The 22,726-nt window shown below is 60.2% G+C and carries 17 protein-coding genes; 12 read left to right on the top strand and 5 right to left on the bottom strand.

Annotated features, from left to right (window positions below; all coding sequences use genetic code 11):
- Positions 1-12: 12 nt before the first annotated feature.
- A complete protein-coding gene (locus T424_RS0105670; RefSeq protein ID WP_027486862.1) occupies positions 13-885 on the bottom strand; it encodes a methyltransferase domain-containing protein in 873 nt (290 codons plus the stop codon).
- Between the two features lie 319 nt (positions 886-1,204).
- Here T424_RS0105670 and T424_RS0105665 point away from each other — a divergent pair, with 319 nt between their 5' ends.
- From T424_RS0105665 to T424_RS0105650, 4 genes are all read left to right on the top strand, one after another.
- Positions 1,205-2,002 carry a ComF family protein gene (locus T424_RS0105665; RefSeq protein ID WP_084268400.1) on the top strand — a complete coding sequence of 266 codons (798 nt, stop codon included), beginning with the start codon at positions 1,205-1,207 and terminating at the stop codon, positions 2,000-2,002.
- A 111-nt stretch (positions 2,003-2,113) separates the two neighbouring features.
- Positions 2,114-2,368, top strand: a complete 255-nt coding sequence (gene grxC, locus T424_RS0105660; RefSeq protein ID WP_027486860.1) for a glutaredoxin 3 — start codon at positions 2,114-2,116, stop codon at positions 2,366-2,368.
- Positions 2,369-2,378: 10 nt separating this feature from the next.
- Positions 2,379-3,233, top strand: coding sequence for a carbon-nitrogen hydrolase family protein (locus T424_RS0105655; RefSeq protein WP_027486859.1), 855 nt, complete (start codon positions 2,379-2,381; stop codon positions 3,231-3,233).
- Entirely contained in the window at positions 3,230-3,658 is a 429-nt protein-coding gene (locus T424_RS0105650; protein ID WP_027486858.1) for a DUF1178 family protein, read from the top strand. The genes T424_RS0105655 and T424_RS0105650 overlap by 4 nt, the downstream gene beginning before the upstream one ends.
- Before the next feature lie 29 nt (positions 3,659-3,687).
- Here T424_RS0105650 and ubiG read toward each other — a convergent pair whose 3' ends face one another.
- Positions 3,688-4,440 (bottom strand): bifunctional 2-polyprenyl-6-hydroxyphenol methylase/3-demethylubiquinol 3-O-methyltransferase UbiG, encoded by a 753-nt coding sequence (gene ubiG / locus T424_RS0105645; RefSeq protein WP_027486857.1) that lies wholly within the window; start codon positions 4,438-4,440, stop codon positions 3,688-3,690.
- A gap of 360 nt (positions 4,441-4,800) precedes the next feature.
- Between ubiG and T424_RS21965 the strand changes: the two genes are divergently transcribed.
- Together T424_RS21965 and T424_RS22435 are read left to right on the top strand one after the other, a co-directional pair.
- Complete coding sequence (locus tag T424_RS21965) at positions 4,801-5,559, top strand: SH3 domain-containing protein (protein WP_037066834.1); 759 nt, start codon at positions 4,801-4,803, stop codon at positions 5,557-5,559.
- Positions 5,560-5,570: 11 nt separating this feature from the next.
- The gene (locus tag T424_RS22435) at positions 5,571-5,777 is read left to right on the top strand and encodes a hypothetical protein (RefSeq protein ID WP_154664815.1); all 207 of its coding nucleotides are present in this window, start codon (positions 5,571-5,573) and stop codon (positions 5,775-5,777) included.
- 61 nt (positions 5,778-5,838) lie between these two features.
- Here T424_RS22435 and T424_RS0105635 read toward each other — a convergent pair whose 3' ends face one another.
- Both T424_RS0105635 and mprF read right to left on the bottom strand, forming a co-directional pair.
- Complete coding sequence (locus tag T424_RS0105635) at positions 5,839-7,227, bottom strand: virulence factor family protein (RefSeq protein ID WP_037066756.1); 1,389 nt, start codon at positions 7,225-7,227, stop codon at positions 5,839-5,841.
- Positions 7,224-9,836, bottom strand: coding sequence for a bifunctional lysylphosphatidylglycerol flippase/synthetase MprF (mprF, locus tag T424_RS0105630; RefSeq protein WP_027486855.1), 2,613 nt, complete (start codon positions 9,834-9,836; stop codon positions 7,224-7,226). The genes T424_RS0105635 and mprF overlap by 4 nt, the downstream gene beginning before the upstream one ends.
- A gap of 349 nt (positions 9,837-10,185) precedes the next feature.
- Here mprF and T424_RS0105620 point away from each other — a divergent pair, with 349 nt between their 5' ends.
- From T424_RS0105620 to clpB, 6 genes are all read left to right on the top strand, one after another.
- Positions 10,186-11,460 (top strand): aspartate kinase, encoded by a 1,275-nt coding sequence (locus tag T424_RS0105620; protein WP_027486853.1) that lies wholly within the window; start codon positions 10,186-10,188, stop codon positions 11,458-11,460.
- Between the two features lie 83 nt (positions 11,461-11,543).
- Positions 11,544-13,814 (top strand): phosphoenolpyruvate--protein phosphotransferase, encoded by a 2,271-nt coding sequence (ptsP, locus tag T424_RS0105615; RefSeq protein ID WP_027486852.1) that lies wholly within the window; start codon positions 11,544-11,546, stop codon positions 13,812-13,814.
- A 116-nt stretch (positions 13,815-13,930) separates the two neighbouring features.
- Entirely contained in the window at positions 13,931-15,010 is a 1,080-nt protein-coding gene (prfA, locus tag T424_RS0105610; RefSeq protein WP_027486851.1) for a peptide chain release factor 1, read from the top strand.
- Positions 15,007-15,870, top strand: a complete 864-nt coding sequence (gene prmC, locus T424_RS0105605) for a peptide chain release factor N(5)-glutamine methyltransferase (protein ID WP_027486850.1) — start codon at positions 15,007-15,009, stop codon at positions 15,868-15,870. The genes prfA and prmC overlap by 4 nt, the downstream gene beginning before the upstream one ends.
- A gap of 329 nt (positions 15,871-16,199) precedes the next feature.
- Entirely contained in the window at positions 16,200-16,889 is a 690-nt protein-coding gene (locus T424_RS0105600) for a DUF4167 domain-containing protein (protein ID WP_027486849.1), read from the top strand.
- A gap of 512 nt (positions 16,890-17,401) precedes the next feature.
- Positions 17,402-20,005: an ATP-dependent chaperone ClpB gene (gene clpB / locus T424_RS0105590; protein ID WP_027486848.1), complete on the top strand. Its 2,604-nt coding sequence runs from the start codon at positions 17,402-17,404 to the stop codon at positions 20,003-20,005.
- An 84-nt stretch (positions 20,006-20,089) separates the two neighbouring features.
- On the opposite strand, the gene T424_RS0105585 is transcribed toward clpB, so the two are convergent.
- On the bottom strand, positions 20,090-22,033 hold the full coding sequence (locus T424_RS0105585; protein ID WP_027486847.1) for a M23 family metallopeptidase: 1,944 nt from the start codon (positions 22,031-22,033) through the stop codon (positions 20,090-20,092).
- Between the last annotated feature and the right edge of the window lie 693 nt (positions 22,034-22,726).

Here is a 22,726-nt window from a genome sequence, read left to right as displayed (position 1 = left end):
CAGCAAATGCCTTCAATTTTCAGCGTTTTTCAGCGCATCCGCCAGGCGGGTGGTGGCCGAGCCGGGCTTTAGTGGCTTGGGCTGGCTGGCATCCGGCGCCCAGCCGGAGAGATAGATGATGGAGAAGGTGGCGCGGATCCGGCCATCGGGATCGCCGAAACGGTCGGCGTAAAGTTCGGCGGCGCGCAGAAAAAATGCCTTGCTGACGGGTGCTCGCGCGCGGCCAATGAGCGGGTTGGTCATGCCCATGCCGCGCAGATCCTTGATAAGCGAAAACAGCGATGCGTAGCGCACCGTGTAATCCTCCACATCCACCACGGGCAGGGCAAGGCCCGCCCGTTGCAGCAGGCCGCCCATGTCGCGCACATCGGCGAAGGGAATGACGCGCGGGCTTGCGCCGCCGGTCATTTCAGCCTCCGTTGCCAGCAGAACCTCCCGCAATTCGTTCAGTGTGCCCGCTCCCGGCACGGCGGCCAGCAACAGACCGTCCGGCTTCAGGGCTTGGCGCATCTGGATCAGCAGGCCCGGAAGGTCATTGGCAAGATGCATGGCCAGCGGTGAGAGGACGAGATTGACCGACTGGGCTGCAAGTGGCAGCTTTTCAAGCGGGGCTGTCATGAGCGCCTCGCCCGGCCGGGCGAAAACCGCGCTGGTCTCGACCCGTTGCAGGCCGCCGATGCGCCCGGTCGCCAGACAGGCCTCCGCGACCCTGCCATCGGCTCCGTGCAGTTCCACGGCCGCTGGAAAATGTCGCTCAACCACGGCCAGTCTCTCCGAAAGTTCTCCGGCCACGATGTCGAGGAGAAATGCGGCTTCGCCGCCATGATTGGCAAAGGCGCGCTCGCGATTGCGTGCGACAAGATCGGCGTCAAACAGGGCTTGCATCATCGTCCATCTCCGGGGATTACCTTTCCTATAGAGCATTTTCGGAGAAAGTGAAAACCGGCTCTGCTACCGGAAATCCGTAAAAACAATCAGTTAGAGCATTTTCAGGAAAAGTGTAGTCACGGTTTTCCGTCCGGAAAGCCGTGAAAACAAAACCTTGGAGCGCGTCTGGTGAACCTTGTTCACCGGACGCGCTCGGGTTGTTTCATCTGTTGAGACGGTTTTAAGCCGGGACGGGCGGCGATTTCCGGCGCCCGGATGCAAAACCGTGCTACACAGGGACTGGATGAGCTGCGGATGTGTGAAGCAGAGGTGGGTCATGACTGAGGAGCAGGCGCAACGAGAGGTCACGGCGCATGGTGCGCTGACCCGTCTGTTTGCGAGGGGCTTTGCCTCCGGCCTGCGGCGTCTGGGAGACGTGATCTACCCGCCAAGCTGCGCGGCCTGTGGGCTGCCGGTGGCCGCCGGAATGGGGCTTTGCTCAGGTTGCTGGCGCACGATGCGCTTTATCACGCCGCCGTTCTGCGCGGTTCTGGGGGTTCCCTTCAGCTATGATCCTGGCGAGGGCATGGTGTCCGGGGCAGCGCTTGCCAGTCCTCCGGCCTTTGACCGGCTGAGAGCGGTGGCTGTTCATGATGGCGTGGCGCGTGAGCTGGTCCACAAGCTGAAATATGCCGATCGAACCGATCTTGCGCCGATGATGGCACGGTGGATGGCGCGGGCCGGGGCGGATATTCTGGCCGAGGTGGACGGCGTCGTGCCCGTGCCGCTGCATCGATGGCGGCTTTTTCACCGGCAGTACAACCAGTCTGCCGAGCTGGCGCGTTGGCTTTGCCGCCATACCGGAAAGTCATTCATGCCCAATGTGCTGCGGCGCGTAAAAGCCACGCGCAAGCAGGTGGGTCTGACGAAGAAGAAGCGTGCCGACAATGTTCGCGGTGCCTTTCACGTGCCGCAGGCGCTGCGGGAGCGGGTGGCTGGCCGGCACATTTTGCTCGTAGATGACGTCTTCACCACCGGCGCCACCATCGAGGCGGCAACACGGGCGCTCAAGGCGTCCGGTGCGGCAGGGGTCAGCGTTTTGACCTTTGCAATGGCAATTTCCGGGCCTATATGAGGGAAGGATTCCACCTACGGATTTGATTGTGACATTCGCGCCCCTTCGCAGCCGGTGAATGGCGAATGTCGGACCAATTCCAGCCTAACGATTTTGACCGGGGAGAAGCGCATGGCTTCCGTACTCATCTATACACGTCAGTATTGCGAATATTGTGCGCGGGCCAAGGCGTTGCTCAATGCCAAGAATGTTGCATTCGAGGAAATCGACGCCAGCGGCAATGCCGAGCTGCGGGCGGAAATGGTGGCGAAGTCGGGGCGCAATACCTTCCCGCAGATCTTTATCGGAGGCGCGCATATTGGCGGCTGCGACGATCTCCACGCGCTCGAACGGGCTGGAAAGCTCGACGCGATGCTGGCAGCGTGAGGAAGTTTCGATGATAAAGGTTGCCTCCATCCAGATGTGTTCCGGCACTCAACCGGAGCGCAACGTTCAAACCATGGAGCGCCTGGTGCGCGAGGCCGCTGCTGCGGGTGCGACCTATGTGCAGACGCCGGAAATGACCGGCGCATTGCAGCGCGACCGCGCGATTTTTTCCACCATCCTGCGTGAGCAGGAGAACGACATCATTGCCTGCCGGGCCGGGGAGCTTGCCGCCGAGCTTGGCATTTACCTGCATGTCGGCTCCACAGCCATTGCGCGTGGCGACGGCAAGATCGCCAATCGCGGCCTGCTGTTCGATCCAAAGGGACGGCTGGCGACCACCTATGACAAGATCCACATGTTCGATGTGGATCTGGACAATGGCGAAAGCTGGCGTGAAAGCTCGGCCTATACGCCGGGCAAGGATGCGCGGGTCATCGATCTCGGTTTCGCGCGGCTTGGATTTGCCATTTGCTATGACGTTCGTTTTCCGGCGCTTTTCCGTGCCGAGGCCGTGGCTGGGGCCGAAATTCTTACTGTGCCGGCCGCCTTTACCCGCCAGACGGGCGAGGCACACTGGCATGTGCTGTTGCGGGCGCGCGCCATCGAAAACGGCGCTTTCGTCATTGCTGCCGCTCAAGGGGGCCTGCACGAGGACGGGCGGGAAACCTATGGCCATTCCCTGATTATCGATCCGTGGGGAAGAATTCTGGCGGAAGGGCCGGAGGCGGGGGAGGCGGTGATCCTCGCCGAGCTTGATATTTCTGCGTCGCGGGCGGCAAGAGCACGCATTCCCAATTTGAAGAATGCCCGTGATTTCAATCTGGATATGCTTCCGGCGCTGGCGAAAGGGGGCCTGACCGCGTGATCCGCTACAGCTTGGTTTGCGACCATGGCCATGAATTCGAAGGCTGGTTTTCCGAGAGCGCCGATTTCGAACGGCAGAAGGAAAGCGGTTTTCTGGGCTGTCCCGTCTGCGGATCTTCCTCGGTCTCCAAGTCGTTGATGGCGCCTGCGGTCGCCACGGCGCGCAAGAAGGACGAGCAGCAGGCGGTGGCCTTCGATCAGGCGCAGCGCGAGGCCTATATCAAGTTGAAGGAGGCCGTCAGCGCCATCAGGGCCAATAGCGAGGATGTTGGCGAACGCTTTCCCGAGGAGGCCCGGAAAATCCACTATGGCGAGGCCGATGCCCGTGGCATCATCGGGCAGGCAAGTCCTGACGAGGCCCGCGCCCTGGTGGACGAGGGTATAGAGATTGCGGCCCTTCCCTTTTTACCCGATGAGGTGAACTGACGAGAAACGGTGGCCTTGCCGCCGTGCCCTCAGGCCTGAGAGGGGCGGCGCGTCAGCATCATGTAATTGACATCGGTATCGCTGGAGAGGTTCCAGCGGTTGAGGAAGGGGTTGAAAAACACGCCCGTGGTTTCCACCACGTCCATTCCGGCAGACGAGATGGGGCGTTCAAGTTCTTCCGGGCGAACCAGCTTTTCGTATTGATGCGTGCCGCGCGGCAGCCAGCGCAGCACATATTCGCAGGCGCCAATGGCCAGGGCTGCCGCTTTCATGGTGCGGTTGATGGTGGAAATCAGCATCATGCCGCCGGGGCGGACCATGGTGGCGCAGGTAGAAATGAAGTATTCGACATCTGCCACATGTTCCACCACTTCCATGTTCAGCACCACATCGAAGGTTTCGCCTGCGGCGGCCAGTTCTTCGGCGGTGATGGCGCGGTAGTCCACCTGCACGCCGGTTTGGGCTGCGTGCGTGCTGGCAATGCCGATATTCTTCGCCGACGCATCCGCCCCCAGCACATCGGCGCCCATGCGCGCCACGGGTTCGGAGAGAAGCCCGCCGCCACAGCCGATGTCGAGGAAGCGCAGCCCCGTGAGCGGCTTGTTCGACAAGGGATCGCGTCCGAAATTCTCCGAGACCTTGTCGCGGATATAGGCGAGGCGCACGGGATTGATCTTGTGCAATGGCTTGAACTTGCCGGTGGGATCCCACCACTCCGCAGCCATGGCGGAGAAACGGTCCACTTCTGCCTGATCGATCGTGCTTCTGGTGGTTGCGCCCATGTCGCTCATTGCCTGTCTCCCGTTATACGGTCCGAATGTATGTCCCGCCTGTTGCCGCTGAAAAACGGCTTTCGACCGGCGCCAGCATCAAAACAGGACGACCCCATCCGCATTTGGCAAAAATCAGGACGGGATCTGGACTTTGCAGTGAAGTCGGACGATCCCCGCCTAAAGTCAAGAGGTGCGACATTTGGCGTGCGGAACAATGATACCAGATGAACGTTGAGTGACACTGCCGTTCAGGCGGGCTTCAGCGGGGCGATGGCAGCGTGCAATGCCACGTTTTGAAGCTGCTTGGGAACGCTTGAGCTTTTTGGCGGTATCCGGTGCAGGCTCGCGCCTGACGCCCAAGGAGAAGATATGTTGAAAAATCCCGTTTTTCTTGCCGCACTGGCTGGCATGGCGGCCTTGAGCGCGCCCGTTGCCGCCGAGGCTGCACAGGCCTTTGCCACGGCCAATGTCAACCTGCGCGCTGGCCCCAGCACGCAGTATCCGCCGGTTCTCGTAGTGCCAGCGGGAAATCGTGTGGAGATTTTCGGCTGCCTTTCCAGCGCCAACTGGTGCGATGTGGGATATTCCGGCTATCGCGGCTGGATTTCCGGCAGCTATCTGCAAACCACCTATTCGCAACGCCGTATCTATGTCGATCCCGATTATTACCGTCCGCTCGGCATCCCGACCGTGACGTTCAGTGTGGGTAGCTATTGGGACAGATATTATCGTGGCCGCGATTTTTATCGTGAGCGTGACCGCTGGCGCAGGGCTCCGCCGCCGCCGCCCGCATGGCATCGTGGCGATAATCCGCCCCCGCCGGACATGCGCGGCGACGACAACCGTCCGCCGAGAGACTGGCGCGACGATAATCGGCGTCCTCGCGCCGATGAGCGCGATCGGCCGGATCGTCGCCCGCCGCCGCCTCGGATGAGCGATGGCGACCGGCGGCCCGATCCCGACATGCAGCGTCCACCGCAGACAGAACGCCCGGACAGGCGTCCGCCGCAGCAGAGCGACCGCCCGGATCGGCGCCAGCCGCCCCCTGCCGCCACACAAGGGCAGCCGCAACCCAATGGAACAAGGCCGCCGTGGATCAGGCCGCAGCCTGAGGACCAGCAGCAGTAAAGGGCATAGCATTGCCAGGAAAAGTGGGAACCGGTTTTCCGTCCGGCAATGCGATGGGAAAAGCATTGCCAGGAAAAGTGGGAACCGGTTTTCCGTTCGGCAATGCGGTGGGAAAAGCATTGCCAGGAAAAGTGGGTGCCGGTTTTCCGTCCGGCAATGCGATGGAAAAAGCATTGCCAGGAAAAGTGGGTGCCGGTTTTCCAATTGAATGCCGGTAGACAAAGGCCCCATCGCCGTGAGGCAATGGGGCCTTTGTTATTTGGGTTCGGTTGGGCAGCTTCAGTCCAACCGGCGTGTTTTCAGCCGGTCGAGAATAAGCTTGCCCAGTGCTTCGTAATCGCCGTCGAAATGATGGCCGCCTTCGAGCTTGAGAATATCGACCTTTTGCGGATCGAGATTGTGGCAGGCATCTTCTTCCTCGTCGTCGCCGCCGTAAAGGCACTGCACCAGCCCGGCAGGCATTTTGGCAATTTCATTGGTCGGGTCGCCTTCCGTACCCCTGCCTGCCGCCCCCAGCCATCCGGTGACGGAGATCTCGAAATCCGACTTGTGGGAGAGCGACAGCAGCGAAATCTGGCTGATCTTCTGGCGGATGGCGGGCGAAAGGTGATTGTAGATCTTCGGCGAGACATCGGCCCCGAAGGAGAAGCCGATCAGCAGCACATGCTTGACCTTCCATCGCTTGGTGTAGGTATTGATGATGAGGCTGAGATCGTCTGCGGTCTGCTGCGGGTCACGTTCGGACCAGAAGTAGCGGAGCGAATCGACGCCGACCACGGGCAGGCCCTCATCCTGGAAATAACTGGCCATATCGCTGTCTATATCGCGCCAGCCGCCATCGCCGGAATAAAAGATCGCCAGCGTGTCGAATTTCGGCTTGTCCACCTCCAGGAGCGTCAGGGGCAGGCCAAGCGGTTGGGAATCCTTGCCCGTTGCCGCAATGATGGTGTCTATGCCGGTGGAAAGCGCCTTGGCTGCCGGATTTGCACTTTCGCTGACGTCCAGATCGCTATGGTCCTTGACGAGGGCCGCCACATGGGCGCGGCCTTCCGGTGTTGCCGACGGCGTGAAGATCACGCTGGCGGGATCGGGCAGGGCACCCTCCGTCAGGCCGTAGATGATACCGCCGTCCTTGGGCGTCTTGTCGGCAGGCGTGCAGAACTGGTCGGGAAGGGGAATGACAGCACCGGGATCGACGGCCAGCGTTTCGCCGATGGTGGCGTTTGGCGTCTGGGCCAGAATGGCCAGCGCCAGCGTGCCGCCCTGCCCGACGCCCGCAATGATCGGGGCCATGTAACTACTGTCGCCCAGCCGGCGCTGGATCTCGTGCGACAATTCCTCGATGTCGGAAACGGTGTAAATGCAGTCATCCTCGTCGGAGGCTTTGAGAGCAGCCTGGAGCGAGGTGAGATAGCGGGGCGTGTCTATGCCCACCACCACGGCGCCGTTCTTGCGCAGCCGCTCGGCTTCCGCCTTCATTGCGTCTGTCCAGCCATCCTTGTCGGAGAGCAGGAAAACCATGGATTTTGCACCGCCTTCGGGAAGCGCAATGACCGGATCGGGAATGGCGCCCGTTTCATATTTGTTGTCGTCGGCGCGTGCGGCATGGCTGGCGAACCCTATAGAGGCCGCCAGCAGCAGGCCCGGAATATGTTTGGTGAGCTTCATTTCTTCACGACACCTTTCAGACCGCCGCCGATCAGCAGAGTTGCATCGAGCAGCGCGATAACCGGACTGAGACCGCCCGAAACGGCCAGATAGCGCGGCTGCCATTCGGGATGGAACTTCGACTTGAACGCGCGAAGCCCCTTGAAATTATAGAAGCGTTCGCCATGCTCGTAAAATGTGTTGGCAATACGGTCCCAGACCGGGGCCACATCCCGCCGGGAAAGGCCGGAAAGCGGCGCCATGCCCAGGTTGAAATGGGCATAGCTTTCGTTGCGCAAATGGGTGAGCAGGCTGACGAAAAGGTAGTCCATGGCACCCTTCGGAGCATCGGGCGAAAAGCGCATGAGATCGATCGAAGCTTCGTTATGCGTGTCCGTTACCAGAATATTGGCAAAGGCCACGATCCGGCCTTCGTAACGTAGCACGATGACCGGCTGGGCCAGCATGTAGTCATCGGTAAAGGCGCCGAGCGAAAAGCCTTTTTCCTTGGTGCGATGCTGCGATAGCCAGCTATCGGACACGTTGCGAAGATCCTCGAGAACATCGGGCACGCGCTCGACGGGGATGATTTCGAAACTCAGCCCGTCGCGCTCGGCCTTGGAGGCGGACTGGCGCAGATTGGCCCATTTCCCGCCCTTCAAGTCGAAACGCGAAAGGTCCACCACGGCAAGCTCGCCCAGTTTGAAGGCTTGCAGGCCCGCATCGGCAATGGCGGGCAGGAGCTGCGGCGAGGCCTGGTAGAACACCGCACGGCAACCGGCAAGTCGGGCGGATTCAACAAACTGCCAGACCAGCTCGTCGCGGGACTTTTTCGGTCCCACCGGATCGAGAAAGGCAATCCACGAACGGCCCTGCTTGCCATACATCAGAAAGGCCAGCCCGTCGGGCGAGAACATGATGGCCTTGTCGCCGGTGCGCACCAGATTGCTATCGGCAACGTCGTGTTTCATCAGAATATCGGCGGCTTTTGCCACATCCTCCGGTGTGGAGGGGGTGACAGCCGGTGCCGCCGGGCGCAGCAGGCTGAAGATCGCCACGGCGGAGGCAAAAATCGTCAGGCCCAGCATGGCGCGCAGCGAGCGGGGCGCTTCCTCGGAAAATTCGAAATCCCACCAGAGCGAATGGCTGTAATCCACATCGCGGTAGACGAAGAACATCAGGAAACAGGCGCCGATGCAGATGACCGCGATGGCGGTTAGCCAGGACGAGGTCAACGCCTGGCGGAACAGCGAGGCTGGCCGGATGAACAGCCGCTTGCTGGCCACGAGGCCGATGAGCAGCACGGCCAGAGCCGCGGCTTCGAAAATCGCGAAAGCCTTCAGCAGCGAAAGGACGAGGGCGGCGGCGGCTCCGATGCCTGCTGCCCACCATGCGCCATCCAGCCGCTGCGCCAGACCGCGGGCGGCAATGACGAGAAGCAGGCCGAGAAGGCTGGAGAAGAAATGCGCCCCCTCGACGATGGAGAGCGGCACCAGCCTTTGCAGGAATTCCAGATTGCTTTCCGGCGTCGGCGTGACGCTGGAAAAGATCAGCATGGTGCCGAGAATGACCGACAGAGCCGCCAGCAAGGCCGGAGAAATGCGGCTTGCCGTGCGCCCGACGCCTGCCAGCGCCGGGGTCTTGGAGACATGGCGCAGCTCCGTGACCGTGACCAGCGTAATGGCGATGATGAGCGGCAGGACGTAATAGATCAGGCGATAGACGACCAGCGAGGCAAGCACCGCATCGACATTGGTTGTCGGGCCGAGCGAGGCGATGATGACCGTTTCGAAAACGCCGATCCCGGCCGGAACGTGGCTGAGAACGCCGACGCCGATGGCGATGGAATAGATGGCGAAAAAGGCGGGCCAGGAAATGGCCGCCTGTTCGGGCAGGAGCGCATAGACGACGGATGCCGAAAAGGCGAGGTCGGCAACGGTCACGAGGAACTGGCGCGAAAGGGTCAGCGAATCGGCCAGCCGCAGCGTGACCCCGGCAAAGGTGAGGCTGCGCCGCTCGCCGATGACAAGCAGCACCCCAAAGCCCGCCAGCACGGCAATGGCAATGGCGCGCAGCCACATCGCATCGATACCGAGGAGCGGGGCGATTTCCGATGACATCGGAATGAGCGAAAGAGCGGTGACGGCAGCAAGGCCCAGTGAAAATGACAGGGTGACGAAGGCGATGATGCGGCCGATCTCGTCGGGGGCAAGCCCCGCCCGCGCATAGGCGCGATAGCGAATGGCGCCGCCCGACAACATGCCGAAACCTGCGGCATTGCCTACGGCGTAGGCGCTGAAGCCCGTCAGCGCCACTTCCGCGAAGGGGCGCTTGCGGCCAATGAAGGCCATGGCGTTCCAGTCGTAAAGACAAAGGGACAGGAAGCTGAGGACGGTGAAAAACACCGCAAGGGCAATCTGGTCGATGCCGGTGGTCGCCATGGCGGTGACGACGTCGTCATAGCTGACCTCCTCCGTCAGCCGGTAGATCGCCAATCCGACAGCCGCGAACACCACGAGGGTGAAGATGGCTGTGAGAATGCGCCCGTATTCGCCGATCCTGGCGCGCCAGCCCGTGGCGGGCGACAGCTCATCCTCTGCGGTGTCTGCGGCCTTTGTTTCGGCAGCCATGTAAAACCCCTTGCTACGTCCCTTGCATCGACCCACGTCGCCGCGAGAACCATTGTGCGGCAGTGACTGTTACTAAAATATGGCGGAATCCCGTATCACCGCAGCCCTTACAAAACCGCCAATGACTGTGCAATCGCCAGCGTCTTCAAGCTTTTCTTTTTTGGTTCTTTCTTTTCGGGCCTGTGAGGGGGACAAGTTGCCGTTGCGTCTGCGGGGCTTATTCGATAAAAGCCGCCTGCCGCATCCGGCCAGTCGGGACCCGCCCGATGCAGGACCGGCTGCCGGATGGCGGCATAACGCATTTTGAGCTGGAAACCCGGCATTTTTTGAGGTTGAAACGGTCAGATCCATGGCGCGCATTGTGATGAAATTCGGCGGAACCTCCGTCGCCAATCTCGAACGCATCCATAACGTCGCCCGTCATGTGAAACGTGAGGTGGATGCAGGCCACGAAGTGGCCGTGGTCGTTTCCGCCATGTCGGGCAAGACCAACGAGCTGGTGGACTGGGTTCAGTCCATGCCGAAGGTCGCGGGTGCGGCGTCTCCCTTCTACGATGCGCGCGAATATGACGCGGTTGTGGCTTCCGGCGAGCAGGTCACGTCCGGCCTTCTGGCCATCGCGCTGCAATCCATGGGCATCAATGCCCGTTCGTGGCAGGGCTGGCAGATCGCCATCCGGACCGACAATGCCCATGGCGCGGCCCGCATTCAGGAGATCGACGGTTCGGACATCATCCGTCGCATGGGCGAGGGGCAGGTGGCCGTGGTGGCAGGCTTCCAGGGCGTCGGCCCGGACAATCGCCTCGCGACGCTCGGACGCGGTGGCTCCGACACCTCCGCCGTTGCCATTGCCGCCGCCGTCAAGGCCGACCGTTGCGACATCTATACCGATGTGGACGGGGTCTATACCACCGATCCGCGCATCGAGCCCAAGGCGCGCCGCCTGAAAAAGGTGGCCTTCGAGGAAATGCTCGAAATGGCCTCGCTGGGTGCCAAGGTGTTGCAGGTCCGCTCGGTGGAGCTTGCCATGGTTCACAAGGTGCGCACCTTCGTGCGTTCGAGTTTCGAGGATCCCGATGCGCCGGGCATGGGAGATCTGCTGAACCCGCCCGGCACGTTGATTTGCGATGAGGATGAGATCGTGGAACAGGAAGTAGTGACCGGCATTGCCTATGCCAAGGATGAAGCCCAGATTTCGCTGCGCCGTCTGGCCGACCGGCCGGGTGTTTCCGCCGCGATCTTCGGGCCGCTGGCCGAGGCGCATATCAATGTCGATATGATCGTCCAGAATATTTCCGAGGACGGCTCCAAGACCGACATGACCTTCACCGTGCCTTCCGGCGATGTCGATAAGGCGCTTCAGGCGCTGGGCGACAACAAGGAAAAGATCGGTTTCGACGTCATCCAGAGCGAAAAGGGTCTCGTCAAGGTTTCCGTCATCGGCATTGGAATGCGCAGCCATGCCGGCGTTGCCGCCACCGCCTTCCGGGCGCTGGCTGAAAAGGGCATCAACATCAAGGCGATCACCACATCCGAGATCAAGATCTCCATTCTGATCGACGGCCCCTATGCAGAGCTTGCCGTTCGGACTTTGCATTCTGTGTATGGCCTCGATAAGAGTTGATCCGAATGTGGTAATTTGCCACCTTTGCTGATCTTCGCCGCCGGCGTCCTGCCGGCGGCATCATAATCGGGAGCATGAAGGCGATGAGAGACCTTTCCGCAGGTCCGCGCGTTCTCCTCAAGCGGCTGCGCGAACTGATGGCAGAACCGCTTGAGCCGCAGGAGCGACTTGACCGTATCACGCGCCAGATCGCGAGCAACATGGTCGCCGAAGTGTGTTCCGTCTATGTGCTGCGCTCCGATGGCGTGCTGGAACTCTATGCCACGGAAGGCCTCAATCCCGATGCGGTGCATCTTGCCCAGTTGAAGATGGGTCAGGGTCTCGTCGGTACCATTGCAGCCTCCGCCCAGCCGCTCAATCTTTCCGATGCGCAGGCGCATCCGGCCTTCCGCTACCTGCCGGAGACGGGCGAAGAAATCTACCATTCCTTCCTGGGTGTGCCGATCCTGCGGGCTGGCCGCAGTCTTGGCGTTCTTGTCGTTCAGAACAAGGCGCAGCGCAACTATCGGGAAGACGAGCTTGAGGCTCTTGAAACCACCGCCATGGTGCTGGCGGAAATGATTGCCACCGGCGAATTGAAGAAGATCACCCGTCCCGGCCTTGAGCTGGACCTGACGCGGCCTGTTACCATCGAAGGGGACGGCTATAGCGAAGGCATCGGCCTTGGCCATGTCGTTCTGCACGAGCCGCGCGTGGTGGTCACGAACCTTCTCAACGAAGATACCGAAACGGAAATCGCCAGACTGGCCGATGCGCTGGGCTCTCTGCGCATTTCCATTGACGACATGCTCTCGCGCCGTGAAGTGGCCATGGAGGGCGAACACCGCGAGGTGCTGGAAACCTACCGCATGTTCGCCCATGACCAGGGCTGGGTGCGGCGCATGGAAGAGGCGATCCGCAACGGCCTGACCGCCGAGGCGGCGGTGGAAAAGGTGCAGAGCGACACCAAGGCGCGGATGATGCGCCTGACCGATCCCTACATGCGCGAACGGATGCATGATTTCGACGATCTGGCCAATCGCTTGCTGCGGCAGTTGACCGGATTTTCCGCCAGTGGTGGCGGGCAGGCCCTGCCGGCCGACGCCATCGTCTTTGCCCGCGCCATGGGGGCGGCGGAGTTGCTGGATTATCCGCGGCAGAACCTGCGGGGTCTGGTGCTGGAGGAAGGTGCTGTCACCAGCCACGTGGTCATCGTGGCGCGTGCCATGGGCATTGCGGTGGTCGGGCAGGCGGCAGGTGCGGTGGCGCTGGCGGAAAATGGCGATGCCGTGATTATCGATGGCGATGATGCCACCGTGCATCTGCGCCCGGTTGCCGACCTGCAAAAGGCTTATGAAGAAAAGGTCAAGCTCAGGGCAAGGCGTCAGGAGCAGTTTCGCGCCCTGCGCGATGTCGAGCCGCGCAGCAAGGACGGCACGCGCATTGCCTTGAAAATGAATGCCGGATTGATGGTGGACCTGCCGCAGCTTGCCGAATCCGGCGCCGACGGCATTGGCCTTTTCCGCACAGAGCTGCAATTCATGATCTCCTCCACCATGCCCAAGGCAGAGGAGCAGGAGGCTTTTTATCGCAATGTTCTGAAGCAGGCGAAGGGCAGCGTCGTCACCTTCCGCACGCTCGATATTGGCGGCGACAAGGTGCTTCCCTATTTCCGGGGCGATGCCGAGGAAAATCCGGCGCTTGGCTGGCGGGCCATTCGCCTGTCGCTCGACCGGCCCGGCCTGTTGCGCACGCAGATGCGCGCCTTGTTGAAGGCGGCCTCCGGTGGCGAGCTGAAGATGATGTTGCCCATGGTGACGGAAGTCGCCGAAATTCATGCAGCACGCGAGCTTTTGCAGAAGGAAGTGCAGCATCTTTCGAAATTCGGGCATGGTTTGCCGCGCAAGCTGCAATTCGGTGTCATGCTCGAGGTTCCGGCGCTGATGTGGCAGCTGGACGAGTTGATGCAGGTGGTGGATTTCGTCTCTGTCGGCTCAAACGACCTCTTCCAGTTTTCGATGGCGGTGGACCGCGGCAATGCGCGGGTCTCCGACCGCTTCGACAATCTGGGCCTGCCATTCCTGCGTATCCTGCGCGATATTGTCCGGGCAGGAGAGCGGCACGCCACGCCGGTCACGCTGTGCGGGGAAATGGCTGGCAAGCCGCTTTCCTCCATGGCGCTTTTTGCCATCGGTTTCCGGTCGGTCTCCATGTCGCCAACGGCCATCGGTCCGGTCAAGGCCATGCTGCTGCAACTCGATCTGGGCAGGCTTTCGCAAGAGGTGAACCGCAGGCTGGACGCGCCGCGTGCCGATGACGGAACGATCCGCGCCTTCCTGACACGGTTTGCCGAGGAAAACGGCGTTCCGCTCTGATCCTGTTTCGAGCTTGTCCGCCAGACGGGTTTGCGGGATATGTCCGAACCTATTGTTTTTATGCATTGCAGGTTGGAGTTTGCGCCTCCAGTCTGCGATGATGAATGGAGTGAAATTTGGCCAAGCTTCCTGTTGAGAAAATGCGCGAGCTGGAGCGACGCTTCGGCGAGATCGAGGCGCGCATGTCTGCCGGGCCTGCTGCCGATGTCTATGTGAAGCTGGCCTCGGAATATTCCGAGTTGCAGCCGGTGGTCAAAGCCATTCGCGACCATGCGGAGGCAGAAAGGGAGCTTGAAGGCCTCAAGGTCTTGCTGGCCGACAAGGCGACCGACCGCGACATGCGCGATCTGGCGGAAATGGAACTGCCGGAGGTGGAGGCGCGGCTGGAAAAGCTGGAGGGCGACATCCAGATCCAGCTTCTGCCCAAGGATGCCGCCGACGAGAAAAGCGCCATCGTGGAAATTCGCGCCGGAACGGGCGGCTCGGAAGCGGCGCTTTTCGCGGGCGATCTTTTCCGCATGTATGAGCGCTTTTCCAGCGGCAAGGGCTGGAAGGTGGAAGTCCTTTCGGCCAGCGAAGGCGAAGCGGGCGGCTACAAGGAAATCATCGCCACGATTACCGGGCGCGGGGTGTTTTCCAAACTGAAATTCGAATCGGGCGTTCATCGCGTGCAGCGCGTGCCGGAGACGGAGGCGGGCGGGCGCATCCACACATCGGCGGCAACGGTGGCCGTTCTGCCGGAGGCCGAGGAGATCGATATCGAGATCCGTCCGGAAGATATTCGCATCGATACGATGCGCTCTTCCGGAGCCGGTGGCCAGCATGTCAACACCACCGATTCTGCCGTTCGCATCACGCATCTGCCAACCGGGCTTGTCGTCACCAGTTCCGAGAAATCGCAGCACCAGAACCGGGCCAAGGCCATGCAGGTTCTGCGTTCGCGGCTGTACGACATCGAGCGGCAGCGGGCCGAAAGCGAACGATCGGCTGATCGCAAGAGCCAGGTGGGATCCGGCGACCGCTCGGAACGCATCCGTACCTATAATTTTCCCCAAGGCCGCGTGACCGATCATCGCATCAACCTGACGCTCTACAAGCTGGATCGGATGATGGAAGGCGAAATCGATGAAGTGGTGGATGCCCTGATTGCCGATTATCAGGCCGGTCAGCTGGCGCAGCTTGGCATGGGCCAATGAACGGCGTGAGCCTGGCCGAAGTTCTGGCCGATCTCAGGCGCCGCTTTGCCGCAGCGGGGCTCAACGATCCGGCGATGGATGCCCGTCACCTGCTGATGGGCCTGCTTGGCCTTTCGATGACCGATCTCGTGGTGGGAGGCGAGCGGCCGGTCTGCAAGGAGGACGGGGCAAGGATCGAGGCTGCGGCATTGCGGCGGCTGGCGCGCGAGCCGGTTCACAGGATATTGGGAGCGCGTGAGTTTTACGGCCTGACGCTTGCGCTCTCTGCGGCAACGCTGGAGCCCCGCCCCGATACGGAAATTCTGGTGGAGAGCGCCCTTGGGTTTCTGCGGCCGATCGCCGCCCGGCAGCAGGATGTGCGCATTCTCGATCTTGGCACTGGAACCGGAGCGATTGCCCTGGCGTTATTGAAGGAATGCGAAAACATCCGGGCGACTGCGACGGATATTTCCGCCGAGGCGCTGGCGACAGCGGCAAGGAATGCCGAGAGCAACGGCTTGTCCGATCGGCTGATTACTTTGAAGAGCGACTGGTTCACTGCGGTGGACGGCAGCTTCGACATGATCGTGTCAAACCCACCCTATATCAGCAAGGCTGTGATCGAGGGACTTGAGCCGGAAGTGAGGTTATACGATCCCATGGCGGCGCTTGATGGCGGAGAGGACGGCCTTGATGCCTATCGCGCCATCGCATCGAATGCCGGGCGATTTCTGAGGCCGCATGGCCATGTGGCGCTCGAAATCGGATATGATCAAAAACAAGCGGTTAGCGATATTTTTGACCAAGCGGGCTTCAAGCTTGCACAGGCTGCAAGCGATCACGGCGGCAATGACCGCGTGCTGATTTTCAACTTCGAATAAGAGGTTTGCTGCGTGTGCAAAGACATTTTGTGTGTAGCAAAGAAAACACTTGGTTTTCCAAAGGAAGCGGGATAGTTTGCGCTCACACGCCGGACAGCGGGGAATGAATAAAGATTCGTTCGGGTCTGGCTCGACCTCGAACATGACTCTTGTTTGGACAGGTTCGCGGAGCGAATTCACCCCGGCGTGTGGTTCAGATAATTTAACAGTCACCAGCGGCAATATGTTGCGATGGCGCATTATGCCCCGTGGCGCGCTCAATCTCGTTTCGGGAATTCCGAAACTTTAGCGTTGCCCTCGTATCAGCAAGACAAACAGGTGAGTAATCAATGAGGCCAGGACAGCAGAACAAGCGCAGTCGGGGGCGTAGCAATGGCGGCGGCGGTGGTGGAAACAATAATTTCAACCGCAAAGGCTCCAACCCGCTGACCCGGACCTATGACAGCTCCGGCCCGGATGTGAAGATTCGCGGTACCGCCCAGCATATCGCCGAAAAATACATGGCGCTTGCCCGTGACGCCCAAAGCGCCGGCGACCGCGTGATGGCCGAAAACTACCTGCAACATGCCGAGCATTACAACCGGATCATCGCCTCTGCCCAGGCGCAGATGCAGGAACGTGTTCACCGCGACGATCGCGACTATGGTGATCGTGATACGATGGACATGGACGGTGACGAGATGGAAACCGTGGCAGAACGTCCGCAGCACCATCAGCCGCAGCAGCAACACCGTCAGCCCCCGGCGCAGCCGCAGCCGCAGCCACAGCCGGTGCAGGAAATTGCCGGAAGCGGCCCGCAGCCGGTCATCGACGAAACGCCGGTAGAGGCAGAAATGGCCGCGGAAGAAAGCGTGCAGCAGGCAGGCGCCAAGCAGGAGCGCCAGCAGCGCCGCCGCAGCCCCGCCAGCCGCCCGCGCCGCCCGCGTCGCAATGCCGGTGCGGAAGGTGGCGAAGGTGGCGAAGGAGCCGCCGCAGAGGGTGGTGAAGCGCCAGCCCTGGCGAGTGCCGCTTCCGAATAGGATTTTCAGCGCGCCTGCCAGCCAGACATTTGAAACCTTCCGAGGCCTTCGCTTCGGGAGGTTTTGTTTTTTCAGTCGCTTGGCAAGGGGGATTTGTTCTTTGTCATATCGCGGGCGGAAACATGTCAGACTGGGAGGTCGCCCTTTTGTGCATCCGGGGGTAAACCCCTCTTTAAACAGCAAAAACTCTTCCCCATATCTATAATCAGAGATGAACGTCATCTTCCTGCCGCGGTCGCCGCAAGAGCTAGAGCATTTTCAGGAAAAGTGGAAGCCGGTTTTCCGTCTGAAAATGCGTAAAAACAGATAGTTAGAGCGGTTCAATGTTTCCGTGAAACAATGAAACGGTCTAGCCTGTTCTTCGCGGGCTGCGCTTACGGCGCGAATGCTTCCGGACAGGGAAGCACTGCGGAGGGTAAAGGGGCGGATCATCGCGGGCCTGCCATCAGGGGGCCTGATCGTTAATTGCCGTCGGGTGCCGGTCAGGGCCTGACGGAGGAACGGAGAGCAAGATGAATATCGAGAAATATTCCGAGCGGGTGCGCGGTTTTCTGCAATCGGCCCAGACTCATGCCCTGTCGGAAGGGCATCAGCAATTTGCGCCGGAACATGTGTTGAAAGTGCTGCTGGATGATGAGCAGGGCATGGCGTCCTCGCTGATCAGCCGGGCCGGAGGCGACGCCAAAGAGGTGCGGCTGGCCAATGATGCAGCGCTGGCAAAAATGCCAAAGGTCAGCGGTGGAAACGGGCAGGTCTACCTTTCCCAGCCGCTTGCCAAGGTGTTTTCTACCGCCGAGGAAGCTGCGAAAAAGGCAGGCGACAGTTTCGTCACCGTCGAGCGGCTGTTGCTGGCGCTGGCGGTCGAATCCTCTGCCTCCACCTCTGCCAGCCTGAAAAAGGGCGGCGTGACGGCGCAGGCGCTCAATCAGGTCATCAACGACGTTCGCAAGGGACGCACCGCCGACACGGCGAATGCCGAGCAGGGCTTCGACGCCCTGAGGAAATATGCCCGCGACCTGACGGCCGAAGCGCGTGAAGGCAAGTTGGATCCGGTTATTGGTCGCGACGATGAAATTCGCCGCACGATTCAGGTTCTTTCCCGCCGCACAAAGAACAATCCGGTGCTGATCGGCGAGCCCGGCGTGGGCAAGACGGCAATCGCCGAAGGGCTTGCGCTGCGGATCGTCAATGGAGACGTGCCGGAAAGCCTCAAGGAAAAGATGCTGATGGCGCTCGACATGGGCGCGCTGATTGCCGGTGCCAAATATCGCGGTGAATTCGAAGAGCGGCTGAAGGCAGTTCTCAATGAAATCCAGGCGGAAAATGGCGAGGTCGTACTGTTCATCGATGAGATGCACACGCTTGTCGGTGCCGGCAAGAGCGACGGGGCGATGGATGCCTCCAACCTTTTGAAACCTGCGCTGGCGCGTGGCGAGCTGCATTGCGTGGGGGCCACCACGCTTGATGAATACCGCAAGCATGTCGAGAAGGATCCGGCCCTGGCCCGCCGCTTCCAGCCGGTCATGGTGGACGAGCCTACAGTGGAGGACACGATCTCCATTTTGCGCGGGCTCAAGGAAAAATACGAGCAGCACCACAAGGTAAGGATTTCGGATTCCGCCATCGTGGCGGCCGCGACCCTTTCCAACCGCTATATCACCGATCGCTTCCTGCCCGACAAGGCCATCGACCTTATGGATGAAGCTGCATCGCGGCTGCGTATGCAGGTGGATTCCAAGCCCGAGGAGCTGGACGAGCTGGACCGGCGTATCATTCAGCTTAAAATCGAGCGGGAGGCCCTCAAAAAAGAGACGGACGCCTCCTCGGCCGACCGTCTGCAAAGGCTGGAAAACGAGCTGACCTCGCTTGAAGAACAGGCCGATGCACTGACTGCCCGCTGGCAGGCGGAAAAGCAGAAGCTTGGCCTTGCCGCCGATCTCAAGCGTCAGCTGGATGAGGCGCGCAACGAGCTGGCGATTGCCCAGCGAAAGGGCGAATTTCAGCGGGCTGGCGAGCTGGCCTATGGCGTCATTCCCGGTCTCGAAAAACAGCTGGCCGATGCCGAGGCGCGTGATGCCGGTGGCGGCGCCAGCATGGTGCAGGAAGTGGTGACGCCGGACAATATCGCTCACGTGGTCTCCCGCTGGACCGGGATTCCGGTGGATCGCATGTTGGAGGGCGAGCGCGAAAAACTGCTGCGCATGGAAGACGAATTGGCGAAATCCGTCGTAGGACAGGGCGATGCCGTGCAGGCCGTTTCGCGGGCGGTGCGCCGTGCGCGGGCCGGGCTACAGGATCCCAACCGGCCTATCGGCTCCTTCATTTTCCTCGGTCCCACCGGCGTGGGCAAGACCGAGTTGACCAAAGCGCTGGCGCGCTTCCTGTTCGACGACGAAACCGCCATGGTGCGCCTCGACATGTCGGAATATATGGAGAAGCACTCCGTCGCCCGGCTGATTGGTGCGCCTCCCGGCTATGTTGGCTATGAAGAAGGAGGCGCCCTGACGGAATCCGTGCGGCGCAAGCCCTATCAGGTGGTGCTGTTCGACGAGATCGAAAAAGCGCATCCCGATGTGTTCAACGTGCTGCTTCAGGTGCTGGACGATGGACGGCTGACCGATGGACAAGGCAGGACGGTGGACTTCAAGAACACCATCATCATCATGACCTCCAATCTCGGTGCCGAATATCTGACCTCGTTGAGCGATGAACAGGATGTGGATGCTGTGCGCGAGCAGGTGATGGATGTGGTGAAGGCCTCGTTCCGGCCGGAATTCCTCAACCGTGTGGACGAGATCATCCTCTTCCATCGCCTTCGCCGCAACGAGATGGGGGCGATCGTCAATATCCAGATGAAGCGCCTGCTGTCGCTGCTGAGCGAACGCAAGATCACCATCGACATGGCGGAAGACGCCCGCGAGTGGCTGGCGGAGAAAGGCTATGACCCCGTCTATGGAGCGAGGCCGTTGAAGCGGGTTATTCAGAAATATCTTCAGGATCCGCTGGCCGAGCAAATCCTGGGCGGGTCAATTCTCGACGGCATGGCCGTGAATGTGACGGCTGGCTCCGACCGCTTGCTGATCAACCCCCGCAAGGTGGTGAATCAGGCGGCCTGAGAGGCGCATGGCAAAATATGCCGTCGCTTGACCATGTGACAAAAGCCGAGGGTGGGCCTGCTGTATGGCCCACTCTTTTCCTCATCAGTTTGAAGCGACCTGCCTGTTCTTGTCGGATGTGGCCAGCAATTCGTCGATTCGCTTGCGTTCCTTCTGGAACTGGCTGAGCAATTGTCCGTCCAGCGATTTCCCGTCTGGCAGACGCACCTTCATGGGGTCCACCTTGGTGCCGTTGACGATGATTTCGTAGTGCAGGTGGGGACCGGTGGATTCACCTGTCGTGCCAACCCAGCCGATGATCTGACCCTGATGGACCCGCGTGCCGGGAGTAATGCCCTTGGCAATCGCGCTTTGATGGTTATACGAGCTTTCATAGCCATTGGGATGGCGCACGATGGTTTGATTGCCATAGCCGCCTGAGTCCCAACCGGCCTTTTCCACCACGCCATTGCCCGCCGCGATGATCGGCGTGCCGGATGGCGCTCCCCAATCCACCCCGGTATGCATCCGTGAATAGCCAAGTAGCGGGTGCCGCCGCATTCCGAAACCGGAGCGGAACACGCCGTTTGGTACAGGATTGCGCAGCAGGAATTGCTTGGCGCTCCGCCCGTTTTCATCGAAATAGTCCACGGAATTGTCGCCGGGGTCCTGAAAGCGATACAGGGTAACATTCGTATCGCCAAATCTGGCCTTCACGAAAAGCAATTCGGAATCCGGCGCAGCCTTGCCGCTCTCGTCGGCTGCGGAGTAAAATGCTTCAAGCTTATCGGTCGGCTTGAGCGGCGCCTGGAGATCGACGCTGCTTGCCAGCATCCGAATGATCTGCGCCGTCAGGTCCCGCCCCATGCCATAGGCCAGCGCTGCTCGATAGATACCATCATAGATGCGCGGGAGGTCGCGTCCGGCCATAATGGCACCACTGCCTTCGTCAAAGGCGGTAGCAATGGCATCCAGCATGGGTGGCTGGGCTCCTTCAACGAGATGTCCCGTATCATCGACAGCCATGGTCACGAGATGCTGTGATTTCCGGTAGACACTGAAGCGCACGACACGGACTTCATCTCCACGCTGGATGATGCCGATCCGCAGCACATCACCCTGCTGCAAGTCGTCGGAGTGCAATTTCGGCCCCAATCCGGTAGAAATCGCCTTGGCTTTTTCCTCAGGATATCCCGCTCCCATGACCGTCACGACAATCGACTGGTCGCGTCGTACGGGAATGATCTCATCGGCATATTCCTCTGTACGCGGCGTGATCGGCTCTGCCGCCGATAGGCTCAGATTTTGCTCGACAACACGGGCCGCCAGCCCTGAATTAATGTCGATATCGTCAGATTCGTCTGCAAAGCGCTGTGGGTCGATGTAATAAAGGCCGCTCACCTCGGAATTTTCGTCGGTTAGCAACGAGCCGTTAGAACGAACATTTTCCTCAATCTCGTCGAACGTCATGCCCGCCGCAAGCTTCATGCTGTCGCCAGTCACGGGATAGGCCACCGTTTTCAGGCTGACCTCGGACTCGACATCCGAGCCGTAGATGCTGCCTGTGCGTGCCGGTGTCGAGTTGTTGCCATCGGCAAACATGGTGAGCGGATCGAAGGGGGGGTAGTTTTCCTGCACAGGAAGGCTGGTTGCCAGCAACATTTTGAGATGCGTGAAGGGTTGGCGCCTTACGACGTCCTTGTCACCGCTTTTCTGAACCGTCGAAACATCCATGACCGAGCGCTCGGCCGTCTTTTCGGAAAGGACGGTGTGGATCAAACGATTGCCACGCTGAACCTTCGAACCATCATTATCCTGCATCTTGAGGTCGCCGAGCGCCAGTGCCTCGGCAGGAATGGCCAATTGCTGGCGACCATCCACTGCGGCAAACAACGCCACGCCCATCAGTACAGATGAGGTGATGCCCGTCAGGAAGGTGCCGCAAAGCCAGCGAAGCGAAATTTCACGCCGATCAGGCACATTGCGGCCATCAGCCAGCAAGGGAGGTTCGCTTCCCAATGTCCGTGCCAAATCATTGCCTGAGGTCATGCTCACCTGTCCATCATATCCAACATGCCCTATCATTCATGAGCATAAAGGACCTCCACAAACATCTGCCCTTTCCCCTGCGGCCTGTCAATCAGAGCGCAATGGATGCCACGTTTCCTGGGCAGATGGCTGCGCAATCGAAGAGCCCAGGAAAACCTGTCGAAGGGAAACAAAGCGACGTAACACGCACCTGATGCGCAGCTGTCTCCCACTGCAATATGAAAATCTGAGGGCGAAGCTATCCAACGGCCGGCCAAAACGCAGGTCTTGCGACCCGGATAAAAATCTTATGCTTATTATGTCATATTATTTCAACGTCTTAAGTGAAATATGGCAGGGGAATGAAAAACCCTGTTGACGTTTGGCGTGTTGGGGCCTTATAAGCCGCTTCACGAGACGACGGCAGCGGCGCTTCTGGCGGCGGGATTGTTTGTCTCTGGTTTTTCCGGCTGACGCGAGTTGGTATGACTGGTCTAGGGATGGATTGGTTTGGATGAGTTTTGACACGTTGATGTGTCTGTTATTTGACAATTGAATAGAGAAGAAAGAGAAACGTGGACGGCGGTTTCTGCGAGTTGGGGTTTGTGCCCTGACATTGAAGACAGAAGGCCTTTCACGTTTTGAAGCAAGGACACTGCTCTTACTTTTTGGAGTGAGAGAGGTGAGTTCTTGTCAATTTCGAGACAGTGATCG

Origin of the sequence: Allorhizobium undicola ORS 992 = ATCC 700741, from assembly GCF_000621665.1 — a bacterium.
In the GTDB taxonomy this organism is placed as follows: Bacteria; Pseudomonadota; Alphaproteobacteria; order Rhizobiales; family Rhizobiaceae; genus Allorhizobium; species Allorhizobium undicola.
This window is presented reverse-complemented; position numbering and strand designations above follow the sequence as displayed.

Coding starts and splice junctions, on each gene's coding strand:
- clpB (WP_027486848.1), top strand. CDS start 17,402: ATGAATATCGAGAAATATTCCGAGCGGGTGCGCGGTTTTCTGCAATCG.
- prmC (WP_027486850.1), top strand. CDS start 15,007: ATGAACGGCGTGAGCCTGGCCGAAGTTCTGGCCGATCTCAGGCGCCGC.
- ptsP (WP_027486852.1), top strand. CDS start 11,544: ATGAGAGACCTTTCCGCAGGTCCGCGCGTTCTCCTCAAGCGGCTGCGC.
- T424_RS0105600 (WP_027486849.1), top strand. CDS start 16,200: ATGAGGCCAGGACAGCAGAACAAGCGCAGTCGGGGGCGTAGCAATGGC.
- mprF (WP_027486855.1), bottom strand. CDS start 9,836: ATGGCTGCCGAAACAAAGGCCGCAGACACCGCAGAGGATGAGCTGTCG.
- grxC (WP_027486860.1), top strand. CDS start 2,114: ATGGCTTCCGTACTCATCTATACACGTCAGTATTGCGAATATTGTGCG.
- T424_RS0105620 (WP_027486853.1), top strand. CDS start 10,186: ATGGCGCGCATTGTGATGAAATTCGGCGGAACCTCCGTCGCCAATCTC.
- T424_RS0105670 (WP_027486862.1), bottom strand. CDS start 885: ATGCAAGCCCTGTTTGACGCCGATCTTGTCGCACGCAATCGCGAGCGC.
- T424_RS21965 (WP_037066834.1), top strand. CDS start 4,801: ATGTTGAAAAATCCCGTTTTTCTTGCCGCACTGGCTGGCATGGCGGCC.
- T424_RS0105585 (WP_027486847.1), bottom strand. CDS start 22,033: ATGACCTCAGGCAATGATTTGGCACGGACATTGGGAAGCGAACCTCCC.
- ubiG (WP_027486857.1), bottom strand. CDS start 4,440: ATGGGCGCAACCACCAGAAGCACGATCGATCAGGCAGAAGTGGACCGT.
- T424_RS0105665 (WP_084268400.1), top strand. CDS start 1,205: ATGACTGAGGAGCAGGCGCAACGAGAGGTCACGGCGCATGGTGCGCTG.
- T424_RS0105655 (WP_027486859.1), top strand. CDS start 2,379: ATGATAAAGGTTGCCTCCATCCAGATGTGTTCCGGCACTCAACCGGAG.
- T424_RS0105635 (WP_037066756.1), bottom strand. CDS start 7,227: ATGAAGCTCACCAAACATATTCCGGGCCTGCTGCTGGCGGCCTCTATA.